Raw genomic sequence first — 26,359 nt, 5'->3', positions numbered from 1 at the left:
GGCTTCTCCCGGGAGCGGCTAGTTGGTGCATTGCAGCGACGAGAAGCCGTCACAGCTGGTATCGTCGCAAAGCTGGCCGGTGCTGAGCACGCGCGTCGGTCCGACGCTCTCGGCCTTGAAGAACTTGGCGGCAGCGGCATACCCCTTCGACTGGCAGAACGCATCGGCGGCTTTCTGGCCGCAGCCCTTCTGCCAGGCAAAGCACCAATCCACCCGCACGCCCTGCACCTTGGGTTCGATGTAGACATCGCCGGCGCCCGGTTTGTAACAGGTGATGGTGGCGAAGCTGTCGCAGGTCGGGCCATCGCAAACCGAACCGTCGCCGATGGTACGCGTCGGCGTCAGCAGTCCCGCCCCCTTGGCGATCTTGAAGCCGGTGGCGCTCTTGAACCCCTTGCCGACGCAGAATGCGTCGGCAGCCTCCTGGCCGCAGCCGGTCTGCCAGCTGTAGCAGTAGTCGAGGCGGTTCTTGCCGTTCAGCGGGTTCTTGAAGGCTTTTTCATCGGCGTGGGCGGCGCCGATCAGCGCAAGCAGCATACAGGCGAATACGAACAGGTGGCGCATGGGTGGTCTCCTCGGACGGCCGGAAAATCCACGCGAGGGAACATGCTTCTTCAATTGCGGTCGTCTACCAAATGGTGGAGGCTGCGGCGGCTTCTTCGCGGGGGCGCGGCAGGGATAGATGGTTCCAGCAACCACGAGTACAGATGCGGCGGCGCTGTCGCGCCTGGTAGGCTTGGTGTACGACTGCGCGCTCGACCCGATGCGCTGGGAAGAGACGCTCGCCGAACTGCGCCATATCCTCCGCTTCAGCAATGCCATGTTCACCATCTGGACTGCCCCCTCGGGCCGTCCCTTGCTGAATGTGACCAGCGGCATTGCCGCCGACTACGTCAGGCGTCTCGCCGAGTTCGGGTCCGCCATCGTTGCGCAGTGGGGCGGGCCGGCGGCCATCGGAGCGTTCGCGATCGGCGAACCGCAAGTGCTCTCCCGCGTTCGGTCGGCGCCTCGATGGCTGGACAGCGCCTATTTCCATGAGTGAATCGCGCCGCAGGGGATCAGCGACCTGATGGCGGTCGCCATCACCCGCGAGCACGACAACTACTGCTCGGTCGGCTTTGCCCGTCATGTCTCGGATGGCCCGATCGGGGATGACGAGATCGGGCTGGTGCGTCTGCTCGCCCCGCATATCCGACGCGCCGCCACCATCAGCCGGATGCTCGACATCAGCGCCGTGACGGCTGCGACCTTTGCGGCCACGCTCGATGCGGCGCCAACCCCTATCGTGCTGGTCGACGAAGGGCTCGGCATCGTCCATGCCAACAGCAGCGGCCGCGACCTGCTCGCCGAGCGGGATGGCATCGTTGAGGCGCGTGGTCGGCTCTCTCTGCCCACAGCCGAGCAGTCGCATACCCTTCGAACCATGCTGGCCGAGCTCGGTGACGAGGCCGGGATTGGACATTCCGGGGGCATCGCCCTCGCCCGCAATGCCGGACCCGCCCTGCTCCACGTGCTGCCGCTGCGCCAGGGTCCGTTCCGCGGCACGCTTGCCCCCAGCGCCGCGGGCGCCGTGTTCATCGCCACCGGCAGCAGTCGGCTGGCGCCGCCGCGCGACGCCCTGGCGGCACTCTATGGCCTGACGCCGGCCGAGAGCCGGGTGCTGGCGGCGATCGCGGCCGGAGCCACCCCGCTCGAGACGGCGCAGCAACTCGGCGTCGGGCTGGGGACCGCCCGTACCCACCTGCTCCGCCTGTTCGCCAAGACCGGCACCCGACGCCAGGCCGACCTGATCCGACTGGCGGGATCGATGTCGCTCTGACTCATGCGGGGGCAGCCCGCGGGTCCGTCCCGAAGGCGACGAGCGGGGGTTACCGACAAGCCGGCCGCTTCCATATGCGACAGCCCTGCCTTGTGGTGACAGCAGCGATCCCATCATCTCGCCTGCTCGACGCACTCATCCCAATGAAAACGGGCCGCTCGCGCGGCCCGTTCGAATTCATAACTGGTGCAACTGCCTCAGAACGGAATATCGTCATCCATCGAGCCCGACTCGAACGCCGGAGCCGAGCTCGGGCGCCGCTCCTGGCGGGCCGGCGGGCCGCCGAAGCCGCTCGATTCCCGCGGGCTCGAGAAGCCACCGCCACCCGAAGCGCCTTCGCCATCGCCGCGTCCATCGAGCATGGTCAGCGTCGAGTTGAAGCCCTGCAGCACGACCTCGGTCGAGTATTTGTCCTGGCCGGACTGATCCTGCCACTTGCGGGTCTGCAGCGAGCCTTCGATGTAAACCTTTGAGCCCTTGCGCAGGTACTGCTCGGCAACGCGCACCAGCCCTTCCGAGAAGATCACCACGCGGTGCCACTCGGTACGCTCCTTGCGCTCGCCGGTGTTCTTGTCGCGCCACTGGTCGGAGGTCGCGACGCTGAGGTTCACCACCTTGCCGCCTGACGGCAGGTTCCGCACCTCGGGGTCATTGCCGAGATTGCCTACCAGGATGACCTTGTTCACGCTGCCAGCCATGGCACTTTCCTTTCCAACTTTCCCGGAAACGCACCCGGGAGAAACTCAGGCGCGTATCCTACCGCTATCGTTCCGACAGCGCGCGCGCCAAACCGCCTTAGCCCACAGCTTCATCGACGCCCATCGTTCCTCTTATGTTCTCCCTGGCCCGCAGTTTGTCAAGCCTCGGCTGCAATCCGCAGCCAGCTGAAGGCCCTTGACCGACTCTGGTGCGTTCCTCTTATGTTCACATGAAGTTTGACTGGAGCCGTGTGCCGCCGTGGTGACAGGAGCCGCTGCGGCGTGGTTAAGTTGCAAGTCGGGCGCCGCATACCCAGATGAGCAGCCGACCCCTCTTTTTTGAAACCCTGACACGATTTGGCACAAAGCGGCTCTATGGTCGCTCGCCCTCGTCAAGTGGAAGTCTTTGATGGCCGACAGACCTAATCCGAACCGCGATCTCGTCATCAGGGGCGCCAAGGAGCACAACCTCAAGAATATCGACCTGCGGTTGCCGCGTGACAGCCTCATCGTGATGACCGGGCTCTCGGGCTCGGGCAAGTCGTCGTTGGCTTTCGACACCATCTATGCCGAAGGGCAGCGCCGCTATGTGGAGTCGCTGAGCGCCTACGCGCGGCAGTTCCTCGAGATGATGCAGAAGCCGGATGTCGAGCAGATCGACGGCCTCAGCCCCGCCATCTCGATCGAGCAGAAGACCACCTCGCGCAACCCGCGCTCGACCGTCGGCACCGTCACCGAGATCTACGACTATCTGCGCCTGCTGTTCGCGCGCGTGGGGATCCCCTATTCGCCGGTCACCGGCCTGCCGATCCAGAGCCAGACCGTCAGCCAGATGGTCGACATCGTCATGGCGCAACCGCCGGAAACCCGGCTTTACCTGCTGGCCCCGATCGCCCGCGGTCGCAAGGGCGAGTATAAGCGCGAGCTCAACGACCTGATGCGCAAGGGGTTTCAGCGCGTCAAGATCGACGGCGAGTTCCATGACATTGAGGACGCCCCCAACCTCGACAAGAAGATCAAGCACGATATCGAGGTCGTGGTCGATCGCGTGGTCGTCGGCCCGGATATCGCCGGCCGCCTCGCTGAGAGTTTCGAGACCGCGCTGAAGCTCGCCGACGGCATCGCCTTCGCCGAGTTCGCCGACGAGCTGGATGAGACCGGTGCGCCCAAGCGGCTGATCTTCTCCGAAAAGTTCGCCGATCCGATCTCCGGTTTCACCATTCCCGAGATCGAGCCGCGGCTGTTCTCGTTCAACAACCCGTTCGGCGCCTGCCCGGTCTGCGATGGGCTGGGCACCGAGCAGAAGATCGACCCCAACCTCATCGTCCCCGATGTCAGTCTTTCGCTGCGCGACGGGGCAATCCTGCCATGGTCGAAGACCAGCGCTCCCTATTACCAGCAGACGCTGCAGGCGGTGGTGAAGCATTATGGCGCCTCGACCGGCACAGCCTGGGAGGAGCTGCCCTTCGAGGTGCAGCACGCGGTGCTGTTCGGCACCGGCAACACCGCGATCAACTTCGTCTATGACGACGGGCTTCGCACCTACAAGTCGACCAAGCCGTTCGAGGGCGTGATCGGCAACCTCGAGCGGCGCTACAAGGAGACCGAGAGCGCCGGAATGCGCGAGGAGATCGAGAAGTACATGTCGCAGGCTCCGTGCGTCGCCTGCAATGGCTACCGGCTGAAGCCCGAAGCGCTGGCAGTGAAGATCGACGGCCTCAACATCGCGCAGGTCAGCGAAAAGTCGATCAAGGCGGCAGCCGAGTGGTTCACCACCCTGCCCCCCAAGCTCACCGAGCAGCAGAACCAGATCGGCGAGCGCATCTTCAAGGAGATCCGCGAGCGCCTCGGCTTCCTCAACGATGTCGGTCTCGACTACCTGACGCTGGCCCGCAATTCCGGCTCGTTGTCGGGCGGCGAAAGCCAGCGTATCCGCCTCGCCAGCCAGATCGGGTCGGGCCTCACCGGCGTGCTTTACGTGCTCGACGAGCCCTCGATCGGCCTGCACCAGCGCGACAATGCCCGCCTGCTCGAAACCCTGCAGCGGCTGCGCGACATCGGCAACACGGTGATCGTGGTCGAGCATGACGAGGACGCCATCCTCCTCGCCGACTACGTCGTCGATATCGGCCCGGGGGCCGGCGTCAATGGCGGCCATATCGTCGCCGAAGGCACGCCGCAGGACATCATCCGGAACCCCAAGAGCATCACCGGGCAGTACCTCTCGGGCGCGCTCAGCATTCCGATGCCGATCGAGCGGCGGAAGCAGAGCAAGACCAAGAAGCTCCACATCGATGGTGCGACCGGCAACAACCTGAAGAACGTCTCGGTCGACGTGCCGCTCGGCAACTTCGTCGCCATCACCGGCGTCTCCGGCGGCGGCAAGTCGACGCTGATGATCGACACCATGTACCAGGCGATCGCCCGGCGGCTGAACGGTGCGCGCGTCAACCCGGCGCCGCACAACCATCTCACCGGGCTCGAACACCTCGACAAGGTGATCGATATCGACCAGTCGCCGATCGGCCGCACGCCGCGTTCGAATCCGGCGACCTATACCGGCGCCTTCGGGCCGATGCGCGAGTGGTTCGCCGGCCTGCCGGAGGCCAAGGCGCGCGGCTACGGCCCGGGTCGCTTCTCGTTCAACGTGAAGGGTGGCCGCTGCGAGAAATGCGAGGGCGACGGCGTCATCAAGATCGAGATGCATTTCCTGCCCGACGTCTATGTCACCTGCGAAGTGTGCAAGGGCCATCGCTACAACCGCGAAACGCTGGAAGTTCAGTTCAAGGGCAAGTCGATCGCCGATGTGCTCGACATGACTATCGACGAAGCGGTGGATTTCTTCAGCGCGGTGCCCTCGATCCGCGAGAAGTTCCTGACGCTGCAGCGGGTCGGGCTCGGCTACGTCAAGGTCGGCCAGCCGGCGACGACGCTGTCGGGCGGCGAAGCGCAGCGCGTCAAGCTGTCGAAAGAGCTCAGCCGCCGCGCTACCGGCCGCACGCTCTATATGCTGGACGAGCCGACAACCGGCTTGCATTTCCACGACATCGCCAAGTTGCTTGAAGTGCTGCACGAGCTGGTCGACACCGGCAACACCGTGGTGGTGATCGAGCACAACCTCGAAGTCATCAAGACTGCCGACTGGGTCATCGACATGGGTCCGGAAGGCGGCGATGGCGGCGGCGAGGTGGTCGGCACCGGCACCCCCGAGGACATTGCCGCCAATCCCCGCTCGCACACCGGCCGCTTCCTCAAGGAAGTGATGGAGCGCCGGCCGCAGCGGACGGCGGCGGAGTAAGTCACTGAGGCCAGCAGCAGCAGTCGGCGGCCTTCTCCCGCTTGCGGGTGCCGTCCGAAGGACGGTGGGAGGGGGTGCCACAAACACCGGCGTTACCCGAGGCCGTCTACGATTCGTGCTTGCCCCCCCTCCCCCGCAAGCGGGAGAGGGGCCCCGATTGCGAGCATCGCATTCGACACCATCCCTGACGCCGTCATCGATCGGAGCAGCGGATTGCCGTCACGGCCCGCTGGGACGTTACTGCTCGCCGCCATGAAGAAATACGGACGCACCTACCACCTGCCGATTTCACCCGGCGCCACCAGCGACGACAAGGTCATGCGTGGGATCGACGGGCTGATCACGGGCGATCTGGTGGTCACCGAGAAGATGGACGGCGAGAACACCACCATTCATCGAAGTGGCTCGCATGCCCGCAGTCCGGACAGCCGCTACCACCCCGCGCGCGACTGGCTGAAGGGGTTTGCTGCCGGGATCAGCCCACAGCTGAGTGACGACGAACGGATCGTCGGCGAGAACCTCTATGCCCGCCACTCGGTAGGCTACGACGATCTGCCATCCTACTTCCTCGGCTTCGGTTGGATCGTCGGCGACGTGATCCAATCCTGGGACGCGACATTGGCGCGGTTCGGGGAGTTGGGCATCGCGCCAGTACCGACGCTGTTTCGCGGGCCCTACCGTCCAGACCTGTTCGAAAAGCTGGCCAACTCACTTGATCGAAGCAGGCAGGAAGGGTTCGTGGTCCGAGTTGCGGCGGAATTCCCGGAGGTCGATATGCCGCTCCGCATGGGCAAGTACGTTCGGGCCGGCCACGTTCAGGACGAAACACACTGGATGCGGGCCGAGTTGGTCCCCAATCGCCTAGCCAAATGACGCCAGCGCGGAGGCGGCACTCAGCCGTCTGGCGATCCTCGTAACTCGCCCTTGTACCGATCCCGTGCCCCTGCTCTTCTCTCCCTGAGACTCTCCCGCGCACGGACCCCCGACCTTGACCACGCCCCTCCCCATCTTCGACGGCCATAACGACGCGCTGCTGCGTCTGTTCAACTCAACCGCTGCCGATCCGGTCGCCGGCTTTCTGGCCGGCGGCGAAGAGGGGCATATCGACCTGCCGAAGGCACGCGCCGGCCATCTGGCCGGCGGCCTGTTCGCGGTGTTCTGCCCGTCGCCGGAAAAGATCGACTTCACGGCGCTGCGGGCAGCCGGCGGCGAAGTGCCGATGCCGCCGCCGTTGCCCATGGATGCGGCCCGCGCCAGCGCGATCAGGATGATCTCGCTGCTGTTCCAACTCGAGCGTGCCTCCGCCGGGCACTTCGCCGTATGCCGCAGCGCTGCCGAGATCCGCGCCGCCATGCGGCGCAGTGCGCTCGCCGCGGTGCTCCATATCGAGGGCGTCGAATGCATCGACCCCGAGCTCGACTTTCTCGAGGTGCTCTACGCCGCGGGTCTGCGTTCGCTCGGCCCGGTGTGGAGCCGCAACAACGCCTTCGGCCATGGCGTACCGTTCCGCTTCCCCGGCTCTCCCGACATCGGCCCCGGCCTCACCGAAGCGGGCAAGCGCCTGGTCGCCGCCTGCAACCGCCTGGGCGTGCTGATCGACCTGTCGCACCTCAACGAACGCGGCTTCTGGGATGTGGCGGAGCTGTCGGGCGCCCCGCTCGTCGCCACCCACTCCAACGCGCATGCCCTGTGCCCGACGCCGCGCAACCTCACCGATGACCAGTTGCGCGCCATCCGCGACAGCGATGGCATGGTCGGGCTCAATTTCGCCACCGGGTTCCTCAGACCCGACGGCCAGATGAACCCCGATACGGATATCGAGCTGATGGTCCGCCATCTCGACCACCTGATCAAGGTGGCGGGCGAAATGCATGTCGGGATCGGCTCGGATTTCGACGGCGCCATGATCCCTTCCGCCATCGGCTCGGCTGCCGACCTGCCGGTGCTGGTCGAGGCACTGGAGCGCCACGGCTACGATCGTGCGCTGCTCGAGCGGCTCGGCAGCGGCAACTGGCTGTCGCTGCTCGAACGCACCATCGGCTGAAACCGGTCCCTATCAAGGCAGTTGTGGCGCCGGCCGGGCGGTCGGCGCTTTTGCGCGAAATCTGTGACAGTCGCGTGAAGTTGCCATGCATCGAGCGCATGCCGGCACTGATAACTCCTCGCATGCGCGCGTCCGCAAATCGGCTCATGCTGAGGGCGTGGTGATCCGCAGAAGGAGAACGCCATGTTTGTTCGTGCCGTATGGCGCCACAAGCGCCTGGTCGACATCAGGCAGACGGTACGGGAGCTGGATGTTCCGACAACCCGTGATGCTCTGGGGATTACGGGACCCGACTTCCAGAAGATGACCCGCGGCCTGTTCGACCGCTAGACCTTCATCGATCGCTAACCATGCGAGGATGGCCGCCACGTGCCGGGCGGCCATTTTCTTGCCCGCAGCTTGCCGCCAGTCTGAATCGCAAATGAACGCGAGCGGTTAATGCCATGCATCAGATGCATAACGGTTCTGATGCATCTCCATCTGCTCGTTCCGCACGAACGGGCCTATCTATCTCCTCGTAAACGAAAGGAGACTTCAAATGGGTATTCGCACTACGCTGAAGAAGTGGGCCGCCTACCAGCAGACCGTCCGTGAGCTCAACGCTCTCGACACCCGTCAGCTGAGCGATCTCGGCATCACTCGCACCGACATCCAGCGCATCGCCCGCGACCATGCGCGCACCATCTAACGGTTCGCTCTCTGGTTCGTGCCTGACGCCGGTATCGTAGAACGCTCGCTTCCTGATAGAAGCGGGCGTTCAGCCTTTCTGGGGCCTTGTTCTGGTTTGGTAGAACGACCTCCACATCGCCTCCTCCACCAGCTGTCATCCCAGCGCAAGCTGGGATCCAACTATCGGCTGGTGCAAGTAGTGAAATGGGTCCAGCTTTCGCTGAGGTGACACCCAGTGGGTGGCACAGGCTGTGCTCCACCAAGCGGCTCAGAAGGCCAGCCGCCCTACCAATTCCTCGTATGAGACATTGATCGCCTTGCGAAATGCCGCGCGTTCGTTGAGCCGGGCATGCCAGGCTTCGACATGCGGCAGCGAGGGCCGTTCGATCGGCATGGTCGACCAGCGGAACATCGCCGCACCCGCGACGATATCGGCATAGCTCAGTTCATTGCCGCCCAGATACGGTGCTTCGGCCAGCCGCGTATCGAGCATGCGGAAACACCTCAGCGACGCCGCCAGCGCCTTGTCGATCGCGGCCGCGTCCTGCTGCGCCGCCGGGGTGCGCACCTTGAGCCAGAACAGTCCGATCCACGCCGGCTGGAAGGTGGTTGCCGTCCAATCCGTCCATTGGTCGACCACCGCCCGGTCGCGCGCTTCCATGGGGTACAGCAGCCCGCTGCCGTACTCGGCGCTCAGATAGCGGACGATCGCATGGCTCTCCCACACCGTCAGGCCGCGGTCGCGCAACGTCGGCACCAGCCCATTGGGGTTCATCGCCAGATATTCGGGTGTGTCGTTGCCCTTGAAGCCGCCGCCGAGCGGCACATGCTCGTAAGGCAGCTCGAGCTCTTCAAGCGCCCATACCACCTTCTGGACGTTTCCCGAGCTCAAGCGTCCCCAAAGCGTGATGGTCATGCGGGCCTCCTCCGGTTCGGGCGTCATTGCTACTCATCGGTCCTTTCACACGCAACCGCCCGAGTTGCATGCGATGGCGGCGATGCTAACTTGCGACCCGACCGCACCGGATCCCTCCATGGCCGAACCCTCGCCCTTCCTGAAGCGTCCGCCGATGCCCGGCGCCGAGGCGCTCGCCGCGTTCGACGCGCTGTTCGTGCGCAGCCTCGCCGGCGGGCCCAATATGCTGATCGACTATGCGCTGCCCTGGCCGCGCTGGCAGTTCATCAGCCATGTCGTCGAGTCGCGTCAGCTGATCGCGCATGGCTCGCAGGATGGCGACATTCGCCAGTTCGAGCCGCGCCAATCGCATGACGCGCATCCGTTCGGCAATCGACAAGCCGTCTACGGCGCCTCGGACGGGTTGTGGTCGATGTATTATGCCATCCTCGACCGGTCGACGCACCCGATGCTGCTGGTCAACTCCGCGGCACGGCTCGAGCTCGAAGACGGCTTGCTCAGCGATCCCTTCTACTTCTTCTCGATCAGCCGACCGGCGCTCGAGGCTCGCGCCTTCCGTCCCGGGATGCTGTACTTGCTGCCCCCCAGCAGCTTCGAACAGATGCCGCCACTCGAACTCGGCGGTCAGCGCGCCCATGTGCCGCAATGGGCGAGCCTCGTCGCCGTCACGCCGCTCGCCCGCATCGCCGTGGCGCCCGAGGATTTTCCTTTCCTCGCCGAGATCCGAGGCCATGACGACGCCGTCATCCTCGAGCGGGCCAAGGCCGACCCCAGCGGCTTCCCCTGGCTCGACTAGCGATCCTGCTGCCGAGGCGCCATTGCCCGGGCGGGCTGGTCTTGCTATCTGGCGCCCATGTCAAAACACCTCGAACCCATTCATGTGATCGGCGGCGGGCTCGCCGGCTCGGAAGCCGCCTGGCAAGCCGCCGAGGCCGGCGCCAAAGTGGTGCTGCACGAGATGCGCCCCACCCAGAAGACCGATGCGCATCAGACCGAAGGCTTTGCCGAGCTGGTCTGTTCCAACAGCTTCCGCTCCGATGACCATCAGCACAATGCCGTGGGCCTCCTGCATGAAGAGATGCGCCGCTGCAGCTCGCTGATCATGCGCGCCGCCGATGCGCACAAGCTGCCGGCCGGCGGAGCGCTGGCGGTCGATCGCGACGCCTTCTCCGATGCGGTCACCGCAGCCATTCACAACCACCCCAACATCACCATCGAGCGCGGCGAAGTCGCGGGCCTGCCGCCAGACGAGTGGCAGAACGTCGTGGTCGCCACCGGGCCGCTGACGTCTCCGGCGCTCGCCGAAGCGATCCAGCAGCTGACGGGCGAGGATTCGCTCGCCTTCTTCGATGCCATCGCGCCGATCGTCCACTACGAGTCGATCAACCACGACATCGTCTGGGCGCAGTCGCGCTACGACAAGGTCGGGCCGATGGGCAACGGGCAGGACTACCTCAACTGCCCGATGGACGAGGCGCAGTACAATGCCTTCGTCGATGCGCTGATCAGTGCGCCGCTGCACCAGTTCAAGGATTGGGAAAAGGTGCCGTATTTCGACGGCTGCCTGCCTATCGAGGTGATGGCAGAGCGCGGCCGCGACACGCTGCGCTGGGGCCCGATGAAACCGGTCGGCCTCACCAACCCGCGCAACCCGACGGTCAAGCCGCACGCCATCGTGCAGCTCCGCCAGGACAATGCGCTGGGCACACTGTGGAACATGGTCGGCTTCCAGACCAAGATGCGCTACGGCATCCAGGCCGAGATCTTCCGCATGATCCCCGGGCTCGAGAACGCGCAGTTCGCGCGGCTGGGCGGCCTGCACCGCAATACCTTCCTCAACTCGCCCAAGGTGCTGGGGCCGGACCTCAAGCTCAAGGCGATGCCGCGGCTGCGTTTTGCCGGCCAGGTCACCGGCGTCGAGGGCTATGTCGAGAGCGCCGCCGTCGGCCTGATGGCCGGCCGCATGGCCGCCGCCGACGCACGCGGCGAACAACTGGCGATGCCGCCCGCGACCACCGCCATGGGCGCGCTGATCAACCACATCACCGGCGGCCATATCGAGGCGGAGGCCTATTCCGGTGCGCGCAGCTTCCAGCCGATGAACGTGAACTTCGGCCTGTTCCCGCCGGTCTCGATCAAGAAGCCCGAGGGCCATGTCGGCCGCTGGAAATCGACCGAGAAGACCGTCGCCAAGAAAGAGGCGATCACCTCGCGGGCGCTCGAAGACATCATGGCGTGGGCCTGACGGGACGCGACCCTATTGACCGAGGGGCAATCACACATCTGGTTGAGCCACGGTGCCCTCCAGGCCCCGGAGAGTCGACAGGGTTTACTGCTCCACGTCCGAGAACAGCTGTCCATCGAGGCTGCCCAGCACATTGGGCCCCTCATTGCTCTCACCGCGATCGAAGCTCACCGACTGCAACACCAGCCGATAGGTCCGTCCCGCCACGGTGAAATCGATCCACGGTTCAACCAGGAACCCATCGCTCTGCTTGGCCAGCCAGGCTGTGAGATCGAGCGGTTGCAACTGCTCGTCGGTGCTGCCGGCCGGACCTACCCGAAGCAGGCCACCGGTCATGGTGAAACGCAGCGGCGGCAAGTCCACCGCCGTGTCGCCGTAAGGCCCGACCGGTCGGATCAGGTACGGCGTAGCCGTCACATCGGTCGGCTGGCCATCGAAATCGCGGAACAGCGTGGCAAAGCGCGGCTCGCCCCCGGCGACGGGCTGGCTGATCCCCAGCGCCTCCAGCACCACGTAGGATCCGTCCTGCAGCGGGTCCCACGTCACGCCGTACTTGCCCATCACCTCGCGCACCGCGCGCTGGCCCTCGCGCGAAGCGGTGAGGTAGTCGATGATCCCGCGCGCCTCGGCAATCTCTTCAGCGTTCCAGTCACCACGTGGCGGGCTCGCGGATTTGTCGGCTCCGGCATTCATCACCAAGGCATCGAGCCGCATCGCCTGCGTACTCTGCGCCAGGTAACTGTAGTTCCACGGCCCCACCGACAGCAGCAGCAGGATGAGGCCGGCCAGCGCCGGGATCAGCCGGATATCGCCGCGACCGACGATGAACACCAACGCCAGCACCGTGGCCCAGACGCCGCCGGCCAGCAGCAGGATGCGCTCGGCGGTCAATCCGTAGGCATCGACCCGCACCCACACCGCAATGAAGAACAGCGCCAGCGGCGCCAAAGTCAGCCAGAACCACCAGCCGCGGAACAGCCGCACCAGCGGGCGCGAGCGCATGAAAGCCGGATGGACGATCAGCCAGGTGGCGGCCCCAGTGACCACGAATCCCGGCACCATCCAGCCGATCATTCCTTGCGGCAGCTTCTGGGTGATGGCGATCTGCGCCGCGTAGGCGACGAGGATCAGCGCATAGATCACCAGCAGCGGCACCAGGATGAATTGCCCGATGAAGCCGATAGAGCGCGGCAGGAAGTCGGCTCGATCGAGCTCGCCAGCCCGGAAATCGGAGACCTTGGGCAGCGTCGCCAGCCAATAGAGCGGCGCGAGGAACAATCCGACGAACGGCAGCACGATCTTGTAGAAGATTTCGCCGGTCTCGAACCCGAACAGGATCGACAGCGAACGCTCGATCGCCGCGATGCCGAGCCCGATGACCAGCGTCGCCGCCGCAGCAATCACCGCGGTGGCGATGGCTTGATGGTTGATCCACCAGAAACGATCCTGCTGCTCGGCCCGCGGCGCCCCGCGCTCGATGCGGGTGAACGGCGACACCGACAGCCAGAGCAACGAAATCGCCGGCAGCGCCCAGGGCGCCAACCAGACCGTATCGGTCACCTGAAACGCACCAACCACTGCGAGTGGCAGTCCATAAGTGAGCAGCAGCCCGGCGAGCCGCGCCGTCGGCCGGCTTTCGCGAAAATAGACGCCTGCCACTGCAACGACGGCGCCGGTGGCCAACCCCAGCGCGGCTCGCATCCACTGCTCGTGCTGCAACCAGCTGACGCCGTTGAGCGCCCCGATCACCACAAGCGTATTGGCCAATGCCAGGACGATAGCGAACCAGAACCGCTGCCCGGTGAGCAGGAAATCCGGAGCCTGCTTCTCCAACCACGCCCTGAAGCCCATCGCGCCCTCGTCCTCGAGGCCATATCTGCCGGGCCAAGATGGCGATTCCCGGACGACCTACCAACCCCGCGTGTCAGGCGTTACGCGCTGACCACCACCACATGCCGAGAATCTTGCGCCAGTCGGCCGTCGCTGCTGCCGCGGCAAACGGCGCGCGGTTGCGTGCCGCGATGCGCAGCTCCGGGCCGATGAGCGCGGTCGATGCGAATGCCGGCCGCAAGGGCTTGGGCAGCGCCATGATCGCCTGCTGCGCCTTGCCCAGATGCTCGACCGCCAGGTCGTTCACCTGCCCCAGTGCGGCAAACAGCCCCTCGCTTGCCTGTCCGGCAAGGATCTCGCCATCGGTCACGCCGTTGGCGGCAAAGATGTTCATCGGCAGGAAGATGCGGCCCTGCGACGCGTTGAAGCCGAAAGCGCGGAGGTGCCCCGCCAGGGCCTGCGCGACGCCGAGATGCCCCGCTGCGTCGCCGGTCTCGATCTCGGTGCCGCCGTTCAGCACCATTGCCGCCAGCTGGTAGAGCACCGAGACGGTTTCGCCGGCATAGCCCTCGAAGCTCGCAACATCCGGTATCGGGTCCTGGTAAAGGTCGAAGCGCCGTGCCGCCAGCAGGCGGAGCAGCGGCCCGCCCGGCAGCCCGTAGCGCGCAATCGTATCGAGCAGCGCCGCGGCCAGCGGGTTCTGGCGCACGTTGCCGTGCCCCGTGCCGTTCAACGCATCGACCCACCATTGCAGCCGGATCTCGCCAGCGGCCGGCTCGCGGGCGCGGTCGCGGATCGAGGCCACGTCGGCGCTGAAGGCATAGAGCGACTGGATGGCACGCCGCTCCGGCTCCTTGAGCAGCAGCGTCGCGAAATAGCGGTCTCGGTCGGCGTCGCGCAGGAAGCTCGCAACGTACCCGGCGTCTTCGCTCATCGGGCGTTCTCGACCGCCAGGAGAGCTGCGCCCACGGCGCGGTCCTCGGCCAGCAGCACATTGTAGGTGCGGACAGCGCTGCCGGTGGCGATGGCCTCGACGATCACCCGGCGCTCCTTCAGCGCGGCGCGGATCGTGGGGTCGAGGCCGGCGATATCGCCGCCCAGCCCGATCAACAGCACATCGAGCTGATCGGCGGCGTCAAGGACCGGTGCGAGGCTGTCGAGCGTCACATCGCCTGGATGTTTCGCCTCCCAGGCGAACATGCCGCCGGGGAGACAGAGCAGCGAGCCGCGATGCGACAGACCGGCAAAGCGGAAGCCCCCATTGCCGTAGGCGTCGATGGGGACTTGCCGGGGATAGAACCCCTCCCCCCGTTCCGCCATCTGCTAGACCGCAGCGCCGTCGGCGCGCTTGTTCGCCTTGGCCTTCTTTTCCTTCTCTTCTTCCATCTCGCTGCGCGGCTTGAGACCAAAGTGGATCAGGATCGGGCCACCGATGAAGATCGAGGAGTACATGCCGAAGATCGAGCCAAAGGTCATGGCGATGGTGAAGCCGCGGATCGACTCGCCACCGAAGAACACCAGCGGGAACAGCGCCAGCAGCACGGTGAACTGCGTCAGCGAGGTGCGGACGATCGTCTGGTTGATCGAGAGATTGATGATCTCGGCGACCGACATCTTCTTGTATTTTCGTAAGTTCTCTCGGACGCGGTCGGAAATCACCACGGTTTCGTTGAGTGACAGGCCCACCAGGGTCAGCACCGCCGCGATCGAGGAGAGATTGAACTCCAGTCCGGTGATCGAGAACAGCCCGACCGTCATGATCACGTCGTGCAGGGTCGTCGTTACGGCGGCGAGGCCGAACTGCCACTCGAAGCGGAACCACACGTAGATCAGGATGGCGACCAGCGTCACCAGCACCGCGATGGTGCCGTGAACCGCCAGTTCGCCCGACACGGTGCCGCTCACCGCCTCGGTGCGCCGCACCTCATAATTGTCGGTGGCCAGCGCCTTGGTCACTTCCTGCACCGCCACCTGCTGCTCGGCGTCGCCGCCCGGCTGCAGCTGGATGCGGATCAAAAGGTCCTGCGGGTTGCCGAAGCTCTGCACCTGCACTTCGCCCAGGTTCAGCGGGTCGAGCAGTTCGCGCACCTTGGCGGGATCGGCATCGCCCCCTGCCGTATGCTGCACTTCGATGGCGGAACCGCCGACGAAGTCGATGCCCAGGTTGAAGCCCTTGAAGTAGGCGGTGCCGATGGCGAGCACAGTGAGGACGATCGAGAGGATGATCGCGGTGCGCGACATCTTCATGAAGTCGATCTTGGTGCCGTCAGGAATGAAGCGGAAGTGCTGGATCTTCAGCGTCTTGGGGCGCTTCCAATGATACCAGATGCCGATGAAGAAGCGGGTCACCGTATAGGCGGTGAACAGCGACGTCAGGATGCCGAGTGCCAGCGTCACGGCAAAGCCCTGGATCGGGCCCGAGCCGAGGAAATAGAGCACGATGGCCGCGATCAGCTGCGTCAGGTGTGAGTCGATTATGGTGCCCCAGGCGCGGTGGAAGCCCGCGTCGAGCGATTGCAGGATCGACTTGCCGGCGCGTTGTTCTTCGCGCATGCGCTCGTAGATCAGCACGTTGGCGTCGACCGCCACGCCGATGGTGAGCACGATGCCGGCGATGCCGGGGAGCGTCAGCGTGGCGCCGATGGCCGAGAGCGAACCAAGGATGAGGACGATGTTGAGCAGGAGCGCCACGTTGGCGAAGAGGCCGAACAGGCCATAGGCGATGACCATGAAGGCCAGCACCAGCACCGACGCCACGGCGCCGGCGGTGATGCCGGCGCGGATCGAGTCGGCACCGAGGCTGGGGCCGACCGAGCGCTCCTCTACCACTCCAAGGCTGACCGGCAGTGCGCCGGCGCGCAGCAGCACCGCAAGGTCGTTGGCACTCTGCGGGGTAAAGTTGCCGCTGATCTGGCCTTGGCCGCCGGTGATCGGCTGCTGGATGACCGGGGCGGTGATCACCTCGTTGTCGAGCACGATGGCAAACCGCTTGCCGACATTCTTGGAAGTGATCTCGCCGAAGGTGATGGCACCGCGGGTATCGAACTGGAAGCTCACCACCGAGCGCGAGGTCTGCTGATCGAAGCCGGGGTGCGCGTTGGTCAGCGATTCTCCGCCCAGTTCGACATTCTCGTTAAGCAGTTCGTCGCCGCCATCGCGACTGGGCACGATCATGTACCCGGACGGAATTCCCTGCGCCTGCGCCTGCGCCGCGGTCATCGAGGGATGCACGAGGTGGAAGGTGAGGCGGGCGGTCTTCGAGATCAGGTCCTTCAGCCGGCTCGAGTCTTCGAAGCCGGGTACCTGCACCAGCACGCGGTTGTCCCCTTGGCGCTGGATCGTCGGTTCAGTGGTACCCACCTGGTCGACGCGGTTGCGGATCACCTCCATCGACTGGGCGACCAGGGCCGACATCCGCGCCCTGACACCCTCCGGGGTCAGCGACACGACGATCTTGCCGTCCGGCGTCTCCGAGAAGGCGAGTTCGGGCACACCGCCCACGCCGAAATTGCTCGAGACGTTGTTCTGCAGCTTCTGTACCGCCGCCATGGCGGCGGCCTTCTGCGACGGATCGGTCAGCTCGATGGTGATCGAGTCCGGGCCGGTGGTGATGAGGTTGCCGATGCCGTTGTCATTGGCCAGTGCCGAACGGACGTCGCGGCGTAGGCCCTTGATCCGCTCGGCAGTGATCGCCTCGGGCTTCACTTCCAGCAGCAGGTGCGAGCCGCCCTGCAGGTCGAGGCCGAGCACCACGGTCTGCTTGGGCAGGAAGCCCGGCCAGTTGGCGAGGATATCCTTGGGCAGGAAGCTTGGAATAGTGAACAGGATGCCAAGTATCGCAACGATGACGATGATGGCTGACCGGATGGGCGATGACTGCATGGTCGGAACTTGGGTCCTGTATGGCGCCCTCAAGACAGCAAGCTGTCACGGGCAAACGGAGCCCAGTGGCTCCGCGTCTATGTCAGAAATGCGTCAGCCGGCGCTGTTGGCGGCGCCGGCTGAAATGGGGAGGCTCAGGAAGCCTTGTTGTCGTTGACCGGCGCCGACTTCGAGCGCACGTCGGAGATGCCGCCGCGCGTGACCTTGACGCGGGTCCCCTGGGCGATCTCGACTTCGAGGTCTTCGCCGTCAACCGCCTTGGTGACCTTGCCCACGAGGCCGCCGGTGGTGACCACCGTGTCGCCCCGGCTGATCGCCGAGAGCATCGCCTGGTGCGCCTTCATGCGCTTCTGCTGCGGGCGGAAGATCAGCAGCCAGAAGATCACGACCAGCAGCAGGATCGGGGCGAACTGGATCAGCAGATCACCGGCGCCCATCGAGGGGGCTGCACCTGCGGCTTGCGCGAAGGCGGGGGTCACGAACATTAAGGGCTCCTTGCATAGTTGCTGTCGGCACGACGGATGGCCGTTGTTGACCCATATAGGGCCGGTCTCCGGCGCTGGACAGTCCAACCCGGCAAAAATCGGCCGGAATATAGAGGCCGTGCACAAGGATTGCAAAGCCAATCCGGCTGCGTCAAAACGGGAGCGTACCCGGGAGTTCGCCCTTATGACCACCGACTATTCCGCCGACATCGCGGCGGCCCTCGCCCGCATCGCCGATACGCTCGACGCCATGAAGCCCGGAGCTGGTGCGCCGGCCCCCGCCCTCACCGATGCCAACGCCTATCACTGGGACGCTGCGGCAGATGCACTCATCCCGGTTCCCAAGGTATCGCGCGTGCCGCTCGCCATGCTCAAGGGTATCGACGACGTCCGCGACATCCTGTTGCAGAACAGCCTGCAGTTCGCGCGTGGCTATGCCGCCAACAACGCCCTGCTCTGGGGCGCTCGCGGCATGGGCAAGAGTTCGTTGGTGAAGGCGGTGCATGCCCATATCAACGGCCTGGGAGAAGCCGGCATCCGGCGGCTGATCCTCATCGAAATCGCCCGCGAGGACATCGAGGCCCTGCCCCGGCTGATGCGGCTCATCTCGACGCAGGAGGATGCCCGCTTCATCGTGTTCTGCGACGATCTGAGCTTCGACAAGGACGAGACCAGCTACAAGTCGCTGAAGACCATCCTCGATGGCGGCCTCGAGGGCCGGCCCGACAACGTGCTGTTCTACGCCACCTCAAACCGCCGCCATCTGATGCCGCGCGACATGGTGGAGAACGAACGCTCCACCGCCATCACCCCGGGCGAAGCGGTCGACGAGAAGGTATCGCTGTCGGACCGCTTCGGCCTCTGGCTCGGCTTCCACAACTGCGACCAGCCGACCTATCTCGCGATGATCCGTGGCTATTGCGACGAATATGGCCTCGTGATCGACGACGAAACGCTGCGCGCCCGCGCGGTCGAGTGGTCGATGACCCGTGGCGCCCGCTCGGGTCGCGTCGCCATCCAGTTCGTCCGCGCGCTGGCCGGCGAACAGGGCAAGGCGATCTAGAGCGAGTAGCGAGTGGCGAAAGGGGAGGCCGGCACCACACGGGCCGATGCCCCCGTTTCTCTGTTCGCTATTCGCTACCCCCTATTTCACTAAGCATCAATACGTACGTCACTAAGCGACTCCGCGGCACCCCACGCGCAGATGTTGCCAGTACGGTGTTTCCGCATTGCTCACAGGAATTCGACTTATCTCACCTATACTTAGATATATTTGATTAGTCTCATATTCTATCAGATCAGAGGGCAACTTCATGCATCTGACCTGACGGCCGAGCGTCCCACCCAGAATGGGTGGCGGCCATTTGTGGGGTAGACTTGCATGCGGGAGCACCGAGACCCTCCGTTGCGCGCCGTCGCGCCGGTTCATGGCCCGTGGCGCCGTCACAGTCGCCTCGCCCGTGATTCCCGTGGCACCTCGGCAGTGGAATTCGCGATCATCGCCCCGGTGTTCATCCTGATGCTGGTCGGGGTGCTTGCGTACGGGATCTATTTCGGCGCCGCCAACTCGGTGCAGCAGATCGCCGCCGACGCGGCGCGCACCTCGATCGCCGGCCTCAACGCGAGCGAGCGCAACACCCTGGTGACCGCTTTCATCCAGCGCAACGCCGGCGCCTATGTATTCATCGATCCCAAGCAGGTCGCCTTCCAGATCGGCGACGATGGCGCCGACCCCAACCAGTATCGGGTGACCGTCACCTACGACGCCTCAGGCCTGCCGATCTGGGCGCTGCCTGTGCCGATGCCAGGCAAGACCATCAGCTTCACCTCGACGATCCGGCTGGGTGGCTCATGACGCGGTTCACAGCTTTCGGACGCACCGAGCGCGGCAATGTCGCCGTGCTGTTCGCGCTGGTGCTGCCAGTGGTCTTGCTGGCGGGCGCCTTTGCCGTCGACGAGGGGTCGCTATACCTCGAACGACGCCAGGCGCAGGCGGTGGCCGACCTTGCCGCCATCGCCGCGGCAACCGATCCCAGCAAGGCACTCGATACCGCGTTCAGGACTTTCCAGGCGAATGGGCTGATCGGCGGTACGCTGAGCATCGACGATCCGTCGATCCAGGTGCGTTCGGGCCGTCCGGTGGAGGTAGTGACCGGCCGCTACAAGGCCGCGCCGGAACTGTCGGTGTCGGCCCGCTTCTCGCCCGGCGGCACGCCGCCCAATGCCGTGCAGGTGACCTATCGAAAGACCGGCACTCTGTTCCTCGCCCGTCCCTGGCAGACGGCACCCGAAATCTCCGTAGCGGCACTGGCCACGGCAACCCCGCAGGCCTCCTTCTCGGTCGGCTCGCGGCTCGCCTCGCTGAATGGCGGGGTGGCCAATGCGCTGCTCAAGAGCCTGCTCGGCACTTCAGCCACACTCGACGTGATGAGCTACAACGCCCTGCTCGACGCCAATGTCGACCTGCTCGACTTTCTCGAGGCGATGAACCAGAAGCTCAACCTCTCGGCAGTGACCTATGGCGACGTGCTGAAGGCCGCAGCGAGCCGCGGCGCCATCGCAGGGGCGCTGGCGACGCTGCTCAACGGCACGGCCAAGACTGCGGCTACGACGATCTCCACCACCATCGCCGACACCGGCACGATTCCGCTCAGCAAGCTGCTCGACCTGGGCCCGCTATCGAGCCTTAAGCTGGGCGCCGAGGCGGGCTATTCCGCCGGTGTCTCGGCGCTGGAACTGCTCAACGCCGCAGCGGTGATCGCCGGGAACGGCAAACAGATCGACCTCAATGTCGGCGTCAGCCTTCCCGGGCTCGCCAGCCTCAAACTGACCGTGGCGATCGGCGAGCCACCCCAGCATGCCTGGTACGCGGTCGGCGGCGCTGGCGCCGTGGCGCGGACCGCCCAGACCCGTCTGAAGCTTACGGCGAGCCTGTTGGGCGGACCTATCCTTCTGGGCGCCGGCGTCACCTTGCCCATTTACGTCGAGGCAGCCTATGCCGAGGCAAGGCTACGCTCGGTGACCTGCCCGGCGTTCGGCCAGCAGGCCGGCACCGCAGTGGTCGATGTGCTGCCTGGCGTGGCACGGGTAGCGATCGGCAATCTGTCGAGCAGCAGCTTCACCGATTTCAGCGCGTTCCCGGTGGTCGACAAGACCACGATCCTTAGCGTGCCGCTGCTGCTCAAGATCAAGGCCGGCGCATCGGTGGTGCTGGGCCAGACCTCGCCGATCCTGCTCAACTTCTCGAGCAGCAACATAAAGCAGGGCACGATCAAGACGGCGACCAACCACATGCTGGTGGGCAGCCTGTCGAAATCGCTGCTCGACGGGCTGGACATCGACGTCGACGTGCTCGGCATCGGCCTGTCGTCGAATGCGGTGATCGAGGCGGCGGTGCGCACCCTGGTGGCGCCGTTGGCGCCGGTGCTCGACAGCACGATCTTCGGCGTCCTGGAAGTGCTGGGGGTCGGCATCGGCGAAGCCGATGTGCGGGTCTATAGCGCCACCTGCAACCGACCGGTGCTGGTCGGCTGATCAGACCTATTTCCGTGTCTCGCCGGCTTGCGGCGCAGCCCCGTTTGCTGCGACGAATGCCGTCGCGTTTCTGCGACGAGGACCGAGGGAAATAATGAGCCTATCGCACAAGTTGAGATGGTCGCATGGCGAGGCGACCGTCCTGAGTACGGCTGCCATGCTGGCCGACGCCACGTTCCTGGTGGCGGACAGGCCGTTCAAGCCATTCGCGCGAGCGCCGTGGCTGGGCACCGTCGACGACCCCTCGATTGTCGGCCACCTGCGGGTGCTGGCGGGAGACTTCGTCGGCCTGCCCTTCGGCACCGGCGGGCGCCACGCCGGTCCCAACCTGCCCGAATGGGGCAGCCTGCTGACCCAGTCGGCCACCGGCACCATCCACGGCCCCACGGCGCACCGCGAGTGGACCATTGTCGGCGGCGACGAGCAGAGCGTCACCCTGTCGCTCGACTATGATCCCGACTCCGTGGTCCGCAAGGTCGAGCGCGTGATCACCGCGCGCACGGATGCGCCGGCCCTCGATTTCGTCATGCGCATCTTCGCGCGCCACAAGGCGCCGATCTCGGCCGGCCTCCATCCGAACTTCCGCCTGCCGGACAATCCGGGGCGGCTCGAACTCAAGCTCGACTTCGATTTCGGCCTCACCCATCCGGGCCAGACCGCCCAGGGCGATCCGCAGGAGTTCAAGAGCCTCAGCTCCGTGCCCAAGGACGGAGCCCGGGTGGACATGTCGCACATCCCGCTGTCGCCGCGCACGGACAAGAACGTGCAGCTCTGCGGTGTGCGCAGCCCGCTCACCGGCACGTATCTCGATGAAGACATGGGCTTTGAGCTCGATTGGGACCGGGAGCTGCTGCCGACGCTGATGATCTGGCACACCGACGGCGGGATCCAGGGCGAACCATGGAACGGCCAGTTCCGCGCCGTCGGCCTCGAGCCGCTGGCCTCTGCGTTCGATCTCCACACCGACGTGTCGACCGGCCCCAATCCGATCAACGCGCGTGGCATCAAGACGTGGGTCGATCTTGACCCGGCCAAGCCGCTGGAGATCCGGCATTCGATCCGGGCGTTTGCGGTCTGACATAGGGTCTCCCTCCCCCTTTGCGAGGAGGGACAGGGGTGGGGCAGCCCCGCACCGGCTTCACACCGGCATCTCAGTTTGCGTCTCCCTCCCCCTGCGGGGAGGGATCAAGGGTGGGGGTCAGCCCGCACCGGCTCATCAGTTGGCAAAGCAAAAAGGCCCCGGATCGCTCCGGGGCCTTTGTCAAATCGCGGTCTCGCCTCAGCTCGCCAGCAGCGGCAGCGGATCCACCGGCGTGGCGCCCTTGCGCAGTTCGAAGTGCAACTGGGGCTTGGAGACCGAGCCGGTCTTGCCGGCGGTGCCGATATTGTCGCCACGGTTCACCACGGTGCCCTTGGCGACGTTCATGTCCTTGAGGTGGGCGTAGGCCGACACATAGCCGTTCGGGTGGCGGATCAGGATCAGGTTACCGTAACCCTCGACGCCCGAGCCGGCATAGATCACCTGGCCGTTCTCGGCCGAGCGGACCGCCGCGCCTTCCGGCGCCTCGATATTGATGCCGGTGCCCTTGGAATTGGCGAAGTCGGTGATCACGCGGCCGGAGATCGGCCAGCGGAACTTGTCGGCGCCCGAGAGCACGGGCTCGGTCTTGGGCTGCTGCAGCGGCTTCGCCTCGGCGGCCGCAGCCGGAGCGGCGGCGGTCGGCGCCAGCGGCTTGACGGTCGCGGCCGGAATCTTGTTCTCGGGCTCGATCGAAGCAACAGCGACCGGCTTGGGCGCGGCGAGGTTCGCGGGCGGCGCGCCGAGCGTGGTTTCCGGCTTGGCGCCTCCCTTGGGGCCCAGCGCGGCCAGCGTCGAGGCCTTGCCAGGAATGACGATCTTCTGGCCGACATAGATCTTGTCGGGCGAGGAGAAGCCGTTGGCCTGGATGATCGCCTGCGCCGTGACGTTGTAGCGGCGAGCCACGGTGTAGAGGCTCTCCCCGCTCTCGATCACGTGCACATAGGCATCGGAGGGGACGGAGACGAGGGTGTTGGTAGCCGGAGCGGACGCCAGAGTGGGAGTGGCCGGAACCGGGCTCAGGGGCTGGGCAGCGGGCATCATCTGATTGCTTCCGTTGGCTGATGAGGTGAGCACAGGCAAGTCTTCGGTCGAAACTGAGCCAAGCGGCTGGCTGGGCATGGGCTGACTGCTGCCCATGCTGTTGGAGCCGACCAGCATGGGACCGGATCCACCGCCGATGTTTTCTGGAGGAACGAGCGTCTTGGGCATGGCCTGCGCGGTGGCCATGGGAGCACTGGCATTGACCGAACCGGTGGTCGTCCTGTCGAAGCCGAGGCCACCCAGCGAGCTACATCCCGAGAGCGCCGTGGCGCCTGCGAACAGGCCCACAATCGCGGCGGTTCTAAACGTCTTACCGGTCACGCGGTTACTCATCAGTCCACTCTACGCAGGTACTCAATGGACTGGAGATTAGGGCGTTAAGGTAAAGAGTGATTTAAATGCGAAGCAATTTGCTCAAAGCTTTGGATGGGGGATTCAGGAGTCGGTAGGGTTAAGGGGCGCGGGGGGCTGTTGTCGCTCCGCGTACCCCTCATCCGGCGCTACGCGCCACCTCCGGGCGAGGGCTAAGCCCTCGTCCCGCGACCTCAAGGGGAGAAGGCACAAACTGAGAATCCTCGGTTCCATCGCCTTCTCCCCCTGAGGGAGAAGGTGGCCGAAGGCCGGATGAGGGGGTATCGCAACCGCAGGTTGCGCGATCCGAGCGGAGCGAGGAGCGACGCCCCCTGCCCTACAGCCCCAACTGCCCGTCCAGCCCCGCGACCATCTCGTAGTGCGTATGCTGCAGCTTGAGCGGCGTCACCGTGATGGCGTTGCCGTGCATGGCGAGGCGGAAGTCGTGCTCGTCATCGAGCGGCCTGGGCGTCTCGGGGATGGCGATGAAGAACTTGCCGGCATTGTCGCTGGGGTAATACGCCATCGGCGAGCGGGCGAAACGCTGAAACGGCACCACGCGGATGCCGGTGACATCCTCGGGGGCGCAGAACGGGATGTTGACGTTGAAATAGGCTTCGCCGCGGCTCTGCACCTGAGCCAGCAACTGGCTCACCACCCGGGCCGCATAGGCACGTGAATTGGTCCAGTCGATATCGGCGCCGCGTTCGTAGTCGACGCCCTGGCTGATGCCGATGCCGAGCGCGCCGTGCAGCGCGCCCTCGCGTGCCCCGGCGACCGTGCCGGAGCAGTTGAGAATGTCGCCCAGATTCTGGCCGTTGTTGATGCCGGAGAGCACCAGGTCAGGTTTCAAATCCTTGCAGATATGGGTCATGCCGGCGACGACACAGTCGGCGGGCGAGCCGCCCACGATCGAGAACACCCGCTCTTCGCGCTGATCGACCCCGAGTTCACGCCCGAAGGTGAAGCGGTGCGCCGCGCCCGACTGGTTGCCGTCGGGCGCGACAACCCAAACATCGTCGCTGAGCGTCAGCGCGATCTCGCGCATCACCGCGATGCCCGGCGCGTCGACACCGTCATCGTTGGTGATGAGGATCCTCACGAGCGCGCACCGATCGAGGTGAGGCCCTTCATATAGGGCTGCAGCACGGTAGGGATGGCGATCGAACCGTCTTCCTGCTGGTAGTTTTCCATCACGGCGATCAACGCGCGGCCGACGGCGACGCCGGAACCGTTCAGCGTATGGACGTGGCGGATTCTGCCGTCCTTGCCCTTTACGCGCGCATCCATGCGGCGGGCCTGGAAATCCCCGCAGACCGAGACTGAAGAGATTTCGCGATAGGTGTCCTGCCCCGGCAACCAGGCCTCGATATCGTAGGTCTTCTGCGCCCCAAAGCCCATGTCGCCAGTCGACAGCAGCATCACCCGATAGTGGATGCCCAGTTGCTTCAGCACGTCCTCGGCGTCGGACAGCATCTTCTCGTGCTCGTCGCCCGAGGTCTCCGGCGTGGTAATCGCCACCATCTCGACCTTGTTGAACTGGTGCTGGCGCAGCATGCCGCGGGTGTCGCGCCCGGCCGACCCGGCTTCGGAACGGAAGCACGGCGTGAGCGCCGTCAAACGCAGCGGCAGCTCATCTTCACTGAGGATGCTCTCGCGCACGAAATTGGTGAGCGGCACTTCCGCCGTGGGGATCAGCGCCAGCCGGCCCTCCCCATGCGGGGTGAAGAACAGGTCGTCGGCGAATTTCGGCAACTGGTTGGTGCCGTAGAGCGCGTCGTCCTTCACCAGCAGCGGCGGCTGCACTTCGGTGTAGCCGTGCCGGTCGACATGCAGGTCGAGCATGAACTGCCCGATCGAGCGCTCGAGCCGGGCCAGATGGCTCTTCAGCACCACGAAACGCGCGCCGGACAGCTTGGCCGCGACCTCGAAATCCATTTCTCCCAGCGCCTCGCCGGTCTCGAAATGCTCCTTGGGCTTGTAGGCAAAGCTCGGCTTGGTCGGACGCGTCGCGGCTGCGGTGGCCGGCGAGCCGTTGCGGCCGAAATACTCGACGTTGTCGGCCTCGTCGGCGCCGCGCGGCACCTCGTCGAGCGGCAGGTTGGGGATCACCAGCAGCGCATTGCGCAGGCTCTCCTCCGCCTGCCGGCGGGCGGCCTCGCCGGCCTGGATCGCGTCCTTGAGCGAGGCGACCTCGGCCATCAGCTCGTTGGCTTTCGCCTCATCCTTGTTTGCCTTGGCCTGCCCGATCAGTTTCGACAGGGCGTTGCGTCGCGCCTGCGCATCCTCGACGGCAGCGATGGCGCTGCGGCGGGAGTCGTCCATGGCGATCAAATCGGAGGCCTTGAACGGCACGTTCTTGCGCTCCGAGAGCGCAGCATCGAACGCGGCGGGATTGGCTTTGATCCAGTTGATATCGAGCATGGAGAGACCTGCGGGGGAGAAGGGCTCTGCTTTACCGGATTG

24 protein-coding genes are annotated in these 26,359 nt (G+C 65.3%); 13 read left to right on the top strand and 11 right to left on the bottom strand.

Going from position 1 to position 26,359, the window contains the following annotated elements; translation table 11 throughout:
• Positions 1–18: 18 nt before the first annotated feature.
• Positions 19–564 (bottom strand): hypothetical protein, encoded by a 546-nt coding sequence (locus APS40_RS20620; RefSeq protein ID WP_055048832.1) that lies wholly within the window; start codon positions 562–564, stop codon positions 19–21.
• Between the two features lie 118 nt (positions 565–682).
• Between APS40_RS20620 and APS40_RS20615 the strand changes: the two genes are divergently transcribed.
• Together APS40_RS20615 and APS40_RS20610 are read left to right on the top strand one after the other, a co-directional pair.
• Complete coding sequence (locus APS40_RS20615; protein ID WP_156343021.1) at positions 683–1,042, top strand: hypothetical protein; 360 nt, start codon at positions 683–685, stop codon at positions 1,040–1,042.
• Between the two features lie 27 nt (positions 1,043–1,069).
• The gene (locus APS40_RS20610; RefSeq protein WP_055048830.1) at positions 1,070–1,819 is read left to right on the top strand and encodes a helix-turn-helix transcriptional regulator; all 750 of its coding nucleotides are present in this window, start codon (positions 1,070–1,072) and stop codon (positions 1,817–1,819) included.
• Between the two features lie 197 nt (positions 1,820–2,016).
• Here the strand turns inward: APS40_RS20610 and ssb are convergent, their stop codons facing one another.
• A complete protein-coding gene (gene ssb, locus APS40_RS20605; RefSeq protein ID WP_055048829.1) occupies positions 2,017–2,517 on the bottom strand; it encodes a single-stranded DNA-binding protein in 501 nt (166 codons plus the stop codon).
• A gap of 409 nt (positions 2,518–2,926) precedes the next feature.
• On the opposite strand from ssb, the gene uvrA reads away from it, so the two are divergent.
• From uvrA to APS40_RS24630, 5 genes are all read left to right on the top strand, one after another.
• Positions 2,927–5,815 (top strand): excinuclease ABC subunit UvrA, encoded by a 2,889-nt coding sequence (gene uvrA, locus APS40_RS20600; RefSeq protein ID WP_055048828.1) that lies wholly within the window; start codon positions 2,927–2,929, stop codon positions 5,813–5,815.
• Between the two features lie 252 nt (positions 5,816–6,067).
• On the top strand, positions 6,068–6,688 hold the full coding sequence (locus APS40_RS20595) for an RNA ligase family protein (protein WP_055048827.1): 621 nt from the start codon (positions 6,068–6,070) through the stop codon (positions 6,686–6,688).
• 115 nt (positions 6,689–6,803) lie between these two features.
• Positions 6,804–7,859 carry a dipeptidase gene (locus tag APS40_RS20590; protein ID WP_055048826.1) on the top strand — a complete coding sequence of 352 codons (1,056 nt, stop codon included), beginning with the start codon at positions 6,804–6,806 and terminating at the stop codon, positions 7,857–7,859.
• 183 nt (positions 7,860–8,042) lie between these two features.
• On the top strand, positions 8,043–8,189 hold the full coding sequence (locus APS40_RS25015; protein WP_156343020.1) for a hypothetical protein: 147 nt from the start codon (positions 8,043–8,045) through the stop codon (positions 8,187–8,189).
• 208 nt (positions 8,190–8,397) lie between these two features.
• The gene (locus APS40_RS24630) at positions 8,398–8,547 is read left to right on the top strand and encodes a DUF1127 domain-containing protein (RefSeq protein WP_082434573.1); all 150 of its coding nucleotides are present in this window, start codon (positions 8,398–8,400) and stop codon (positions 8,545–8,547) included.
• A gap of 249 nt (positions 8,548–8,796) precedes the next feature.
• On the opposite strand, the gene APS40_RS20585 is transcribed toward APS40_RS24630, so the two are convergent.
• On the bottom strand, positions 8,797–9,444 hold the full coding sequence (locus tag APS40_RS20585) for a glutathione S-transferase family protein (RefSeq protein ID WP_055049758.1): 648 nt from the start codon (positions 9,442–9,444) through the stop codon (positions 8,797–8,799).
• Between the two features lie 118 nt (positions 9,445–9,562).
• On the opposite strand from APS40_RS20585, the gene APS40_RS20580 reads away from it, so the two are divergent.
• On the top strand, positions 9,563–10,240 hold the full coding sequence (locus APS40_RS20580; protein ID WP_055048825.1) for a hypothetical protein: 678 nt from the start codon (positions 9,563–9,565) through the stop codon (positions 10,238–10,240).
• A 57-nt stretch (positions 10,241–10,297) separates the two neighbouring features.
• Positions 10,298–11,689, top strand: coding sequence for a methylenetetrahydrofolate--tRNA-(uracil(54)-C(5))-methyltransferase (FADH(2)-oxidizing) TrmFO (gene trmFO, locus APS40_RS20575; protein ID WP_055048824.1), 1,392 nt, complete (start codon positions 10,298–10,300; stop codon positions 11,687–11,689).
• A gap of 84 nt (positions 11,690–11,773) precedes the next feature.
• Here trmFO and APS40_RS20570 read toward each other — a convergent pair whose 3' ends face one another.
• The 5 genes from APS40_RS20570 to yajC all read right to left on the bottom strand — a co-directional run bounded on the left by APS40_RS20570 (position 11,774) and on the right by yajC (position 17,886).
• Positions 11,774–13,540, bottom strand: coding sequence for a DUF4153 domain-containing protein (locus APS40_RS20570; protein WP_055048823.1), 1,767 nt, complete (start codon positions 13,538–13,540; stop codon positions 11,774–11,776).
• A 73-nt stretch (positions 13,541–13,613) separates the two neighbouring features.
• On the bottom strand, positions 13,614–14,453 hold the full coding sequence (locus tag APS40_RS20565; RefSeq protein WP_082434572.1) for a phytoene/squalene synthase family protein: 840 nt from the start codon (positions 14,451–14,453) through the stop codon (positions 13,614–13,616).
• Complete coding sequence (locus APS40_RS20560) at positions 14,450–14,839, bottom strand: Mth938-like domain-containing protein (protein WP_055048822.1); 390 nt, start codon at positions 14,837–14,839, stop codon at positions 14,450–14,452. The genes APS40_RS20565 and APS40_RS20560 overlap by 4 nt, the downstream gene beginning before the upstream one ends.
• A gap of 3 nt (positions 14,840–14,842) precedes the next feature.
• Positions 14,843–17,401 (bottom strand): protein translocase subunit SecD, encoded by a 2,559-nt coding sequence (secD, locus tag APS40_RS20555; RefSeq protein WP_055048821.1) that lies wholly within the window; start codon positions 17,399–17,401, stop codon positions 14,843–14,845.
• Positions 17,402–17,535: 134 nt separating this feature from the next.
• On the bottom strand, positions 17,536–17,886 hold the full coding sequence (gene yajC, locus APS40_RS20550; RefSeq protein ID WP_055048820.1) for a preprotein translocase subunit YajC: 351 nt from the start codon (positions 17,884–17,886) through the stop codon (positions 17,536–17,538).
• Positions 17,887–18,070: 184 nt separating this feature from the next.
• On the opposite strand from yajC, the gene APS40_RS20545 reads away from it, so the two are divergent.
• The 4 genes from APS40_RS20545 (at position 18,071) to APS40_RS20530 (ending at position 22,498) form a co-directional block, all read left to right on the top strand.
• Entirely contained in the window at positions 18,071–18,949 is an 879-nt protein-coding gene (locus APS40_RS20545; RefSeq protein ID WP_055048819.1) for an ATP-binding protein, read from the top strand.
• Positions 18,950–19,369: 420 nt separating this feature from the next.
• On the top strand, positions 19,370–19,741 hold the full coding sequence (locus APS40_RS20540) for a TadE/TadG family type IV pilus assembly protein (RefSeq protein ID WP_236884147.1): 372 nt from the start codon (positions 19,370–19,372) through the stop codon (positions 19,739–19,741).
• A complete protein-coding gene (locus APS40_RS20535; RefSeq protein WP_055048817.1) occupies positions 19,738–21,420 on the top strand; it encodes a pilus assembly protein TadG-related protein in 1,683 nt (560 codons plus the stop codon). Before APS40_RS20540 ends, APS40_RS20535 begins: the two co-directional genes overlap by 4 nt.
• A gap of 94 nt (positions 21,421–21,514) precedes the next feature.
• A complete protein-coding gene (locus tag APS40_RS20530) occupies positions 21,515–22,498 on the top strand; it encodes a hypothetical protein (protein ID WP_156343019.1) in 984 nt (327 codons plus the stop codon).
• Between the two features lie 201 nt (positions 22,499–22,699).
• Here the strand turns inward: APS40_RS20530 and APS40_RS20525 are convergent, their stop codons facing one another.
• From APS40_RS20525 to serS, 3 genes are all read right to left on the bottom strand, one after another.
• The gene (locus tag APS40_RS20525) at positions 22,700–23,875 is read right to left on the bottom strand and encodes a M23 family metallopeptidase (protein ID WP_082434570.1); all 1,176 of its coding nucleotides are present in this window, start codon (positions 23,873–23,875) and stop codon (positions 22,700–22,702) included.
• 355 nt (positions 23,876–24,230) lie between these two features.
• On the bottom strand, positions 24,231–24,995 hold the full coding sequence (gene surE, locus APS40_RS20520; protein WP_055048814.1) for a 5'/3'-nucleotidase SurE: 765 nt from the start codon (positions 24,993–24,995) through the stop codon (positions 24,231–24,233).
• Positions 24,992–26,317, bottom strand: a complete 1,326-nt coding sequence (serS, locus tag APS40_RS20515; RefSeq protein ID WP_055048813.1) for a serine--tRNA ligase — start codon at positions 26,315–26,317, stop codon at positions 24,992–24,994. The genes surE and serS overlap by 4 nt, the downstream gene beginning before the upstream one ends.
• Positions 26,318–26,359 lie beyond the last annotated feature (42 nt).

The organism is Devosia sp. A16 (genome assembly GCF_001402915.1).
GTDB lineage: Bacteria > Pseudomonadota > Alphaproteobacteria > Rhizobiales > Devosiaceae > Devosia_A.
The sequence above is the reverse complement of the archived record's forward strand: the minus strand, read 5'-3'. Positions and strand labels throughout refer to the sequence as shown.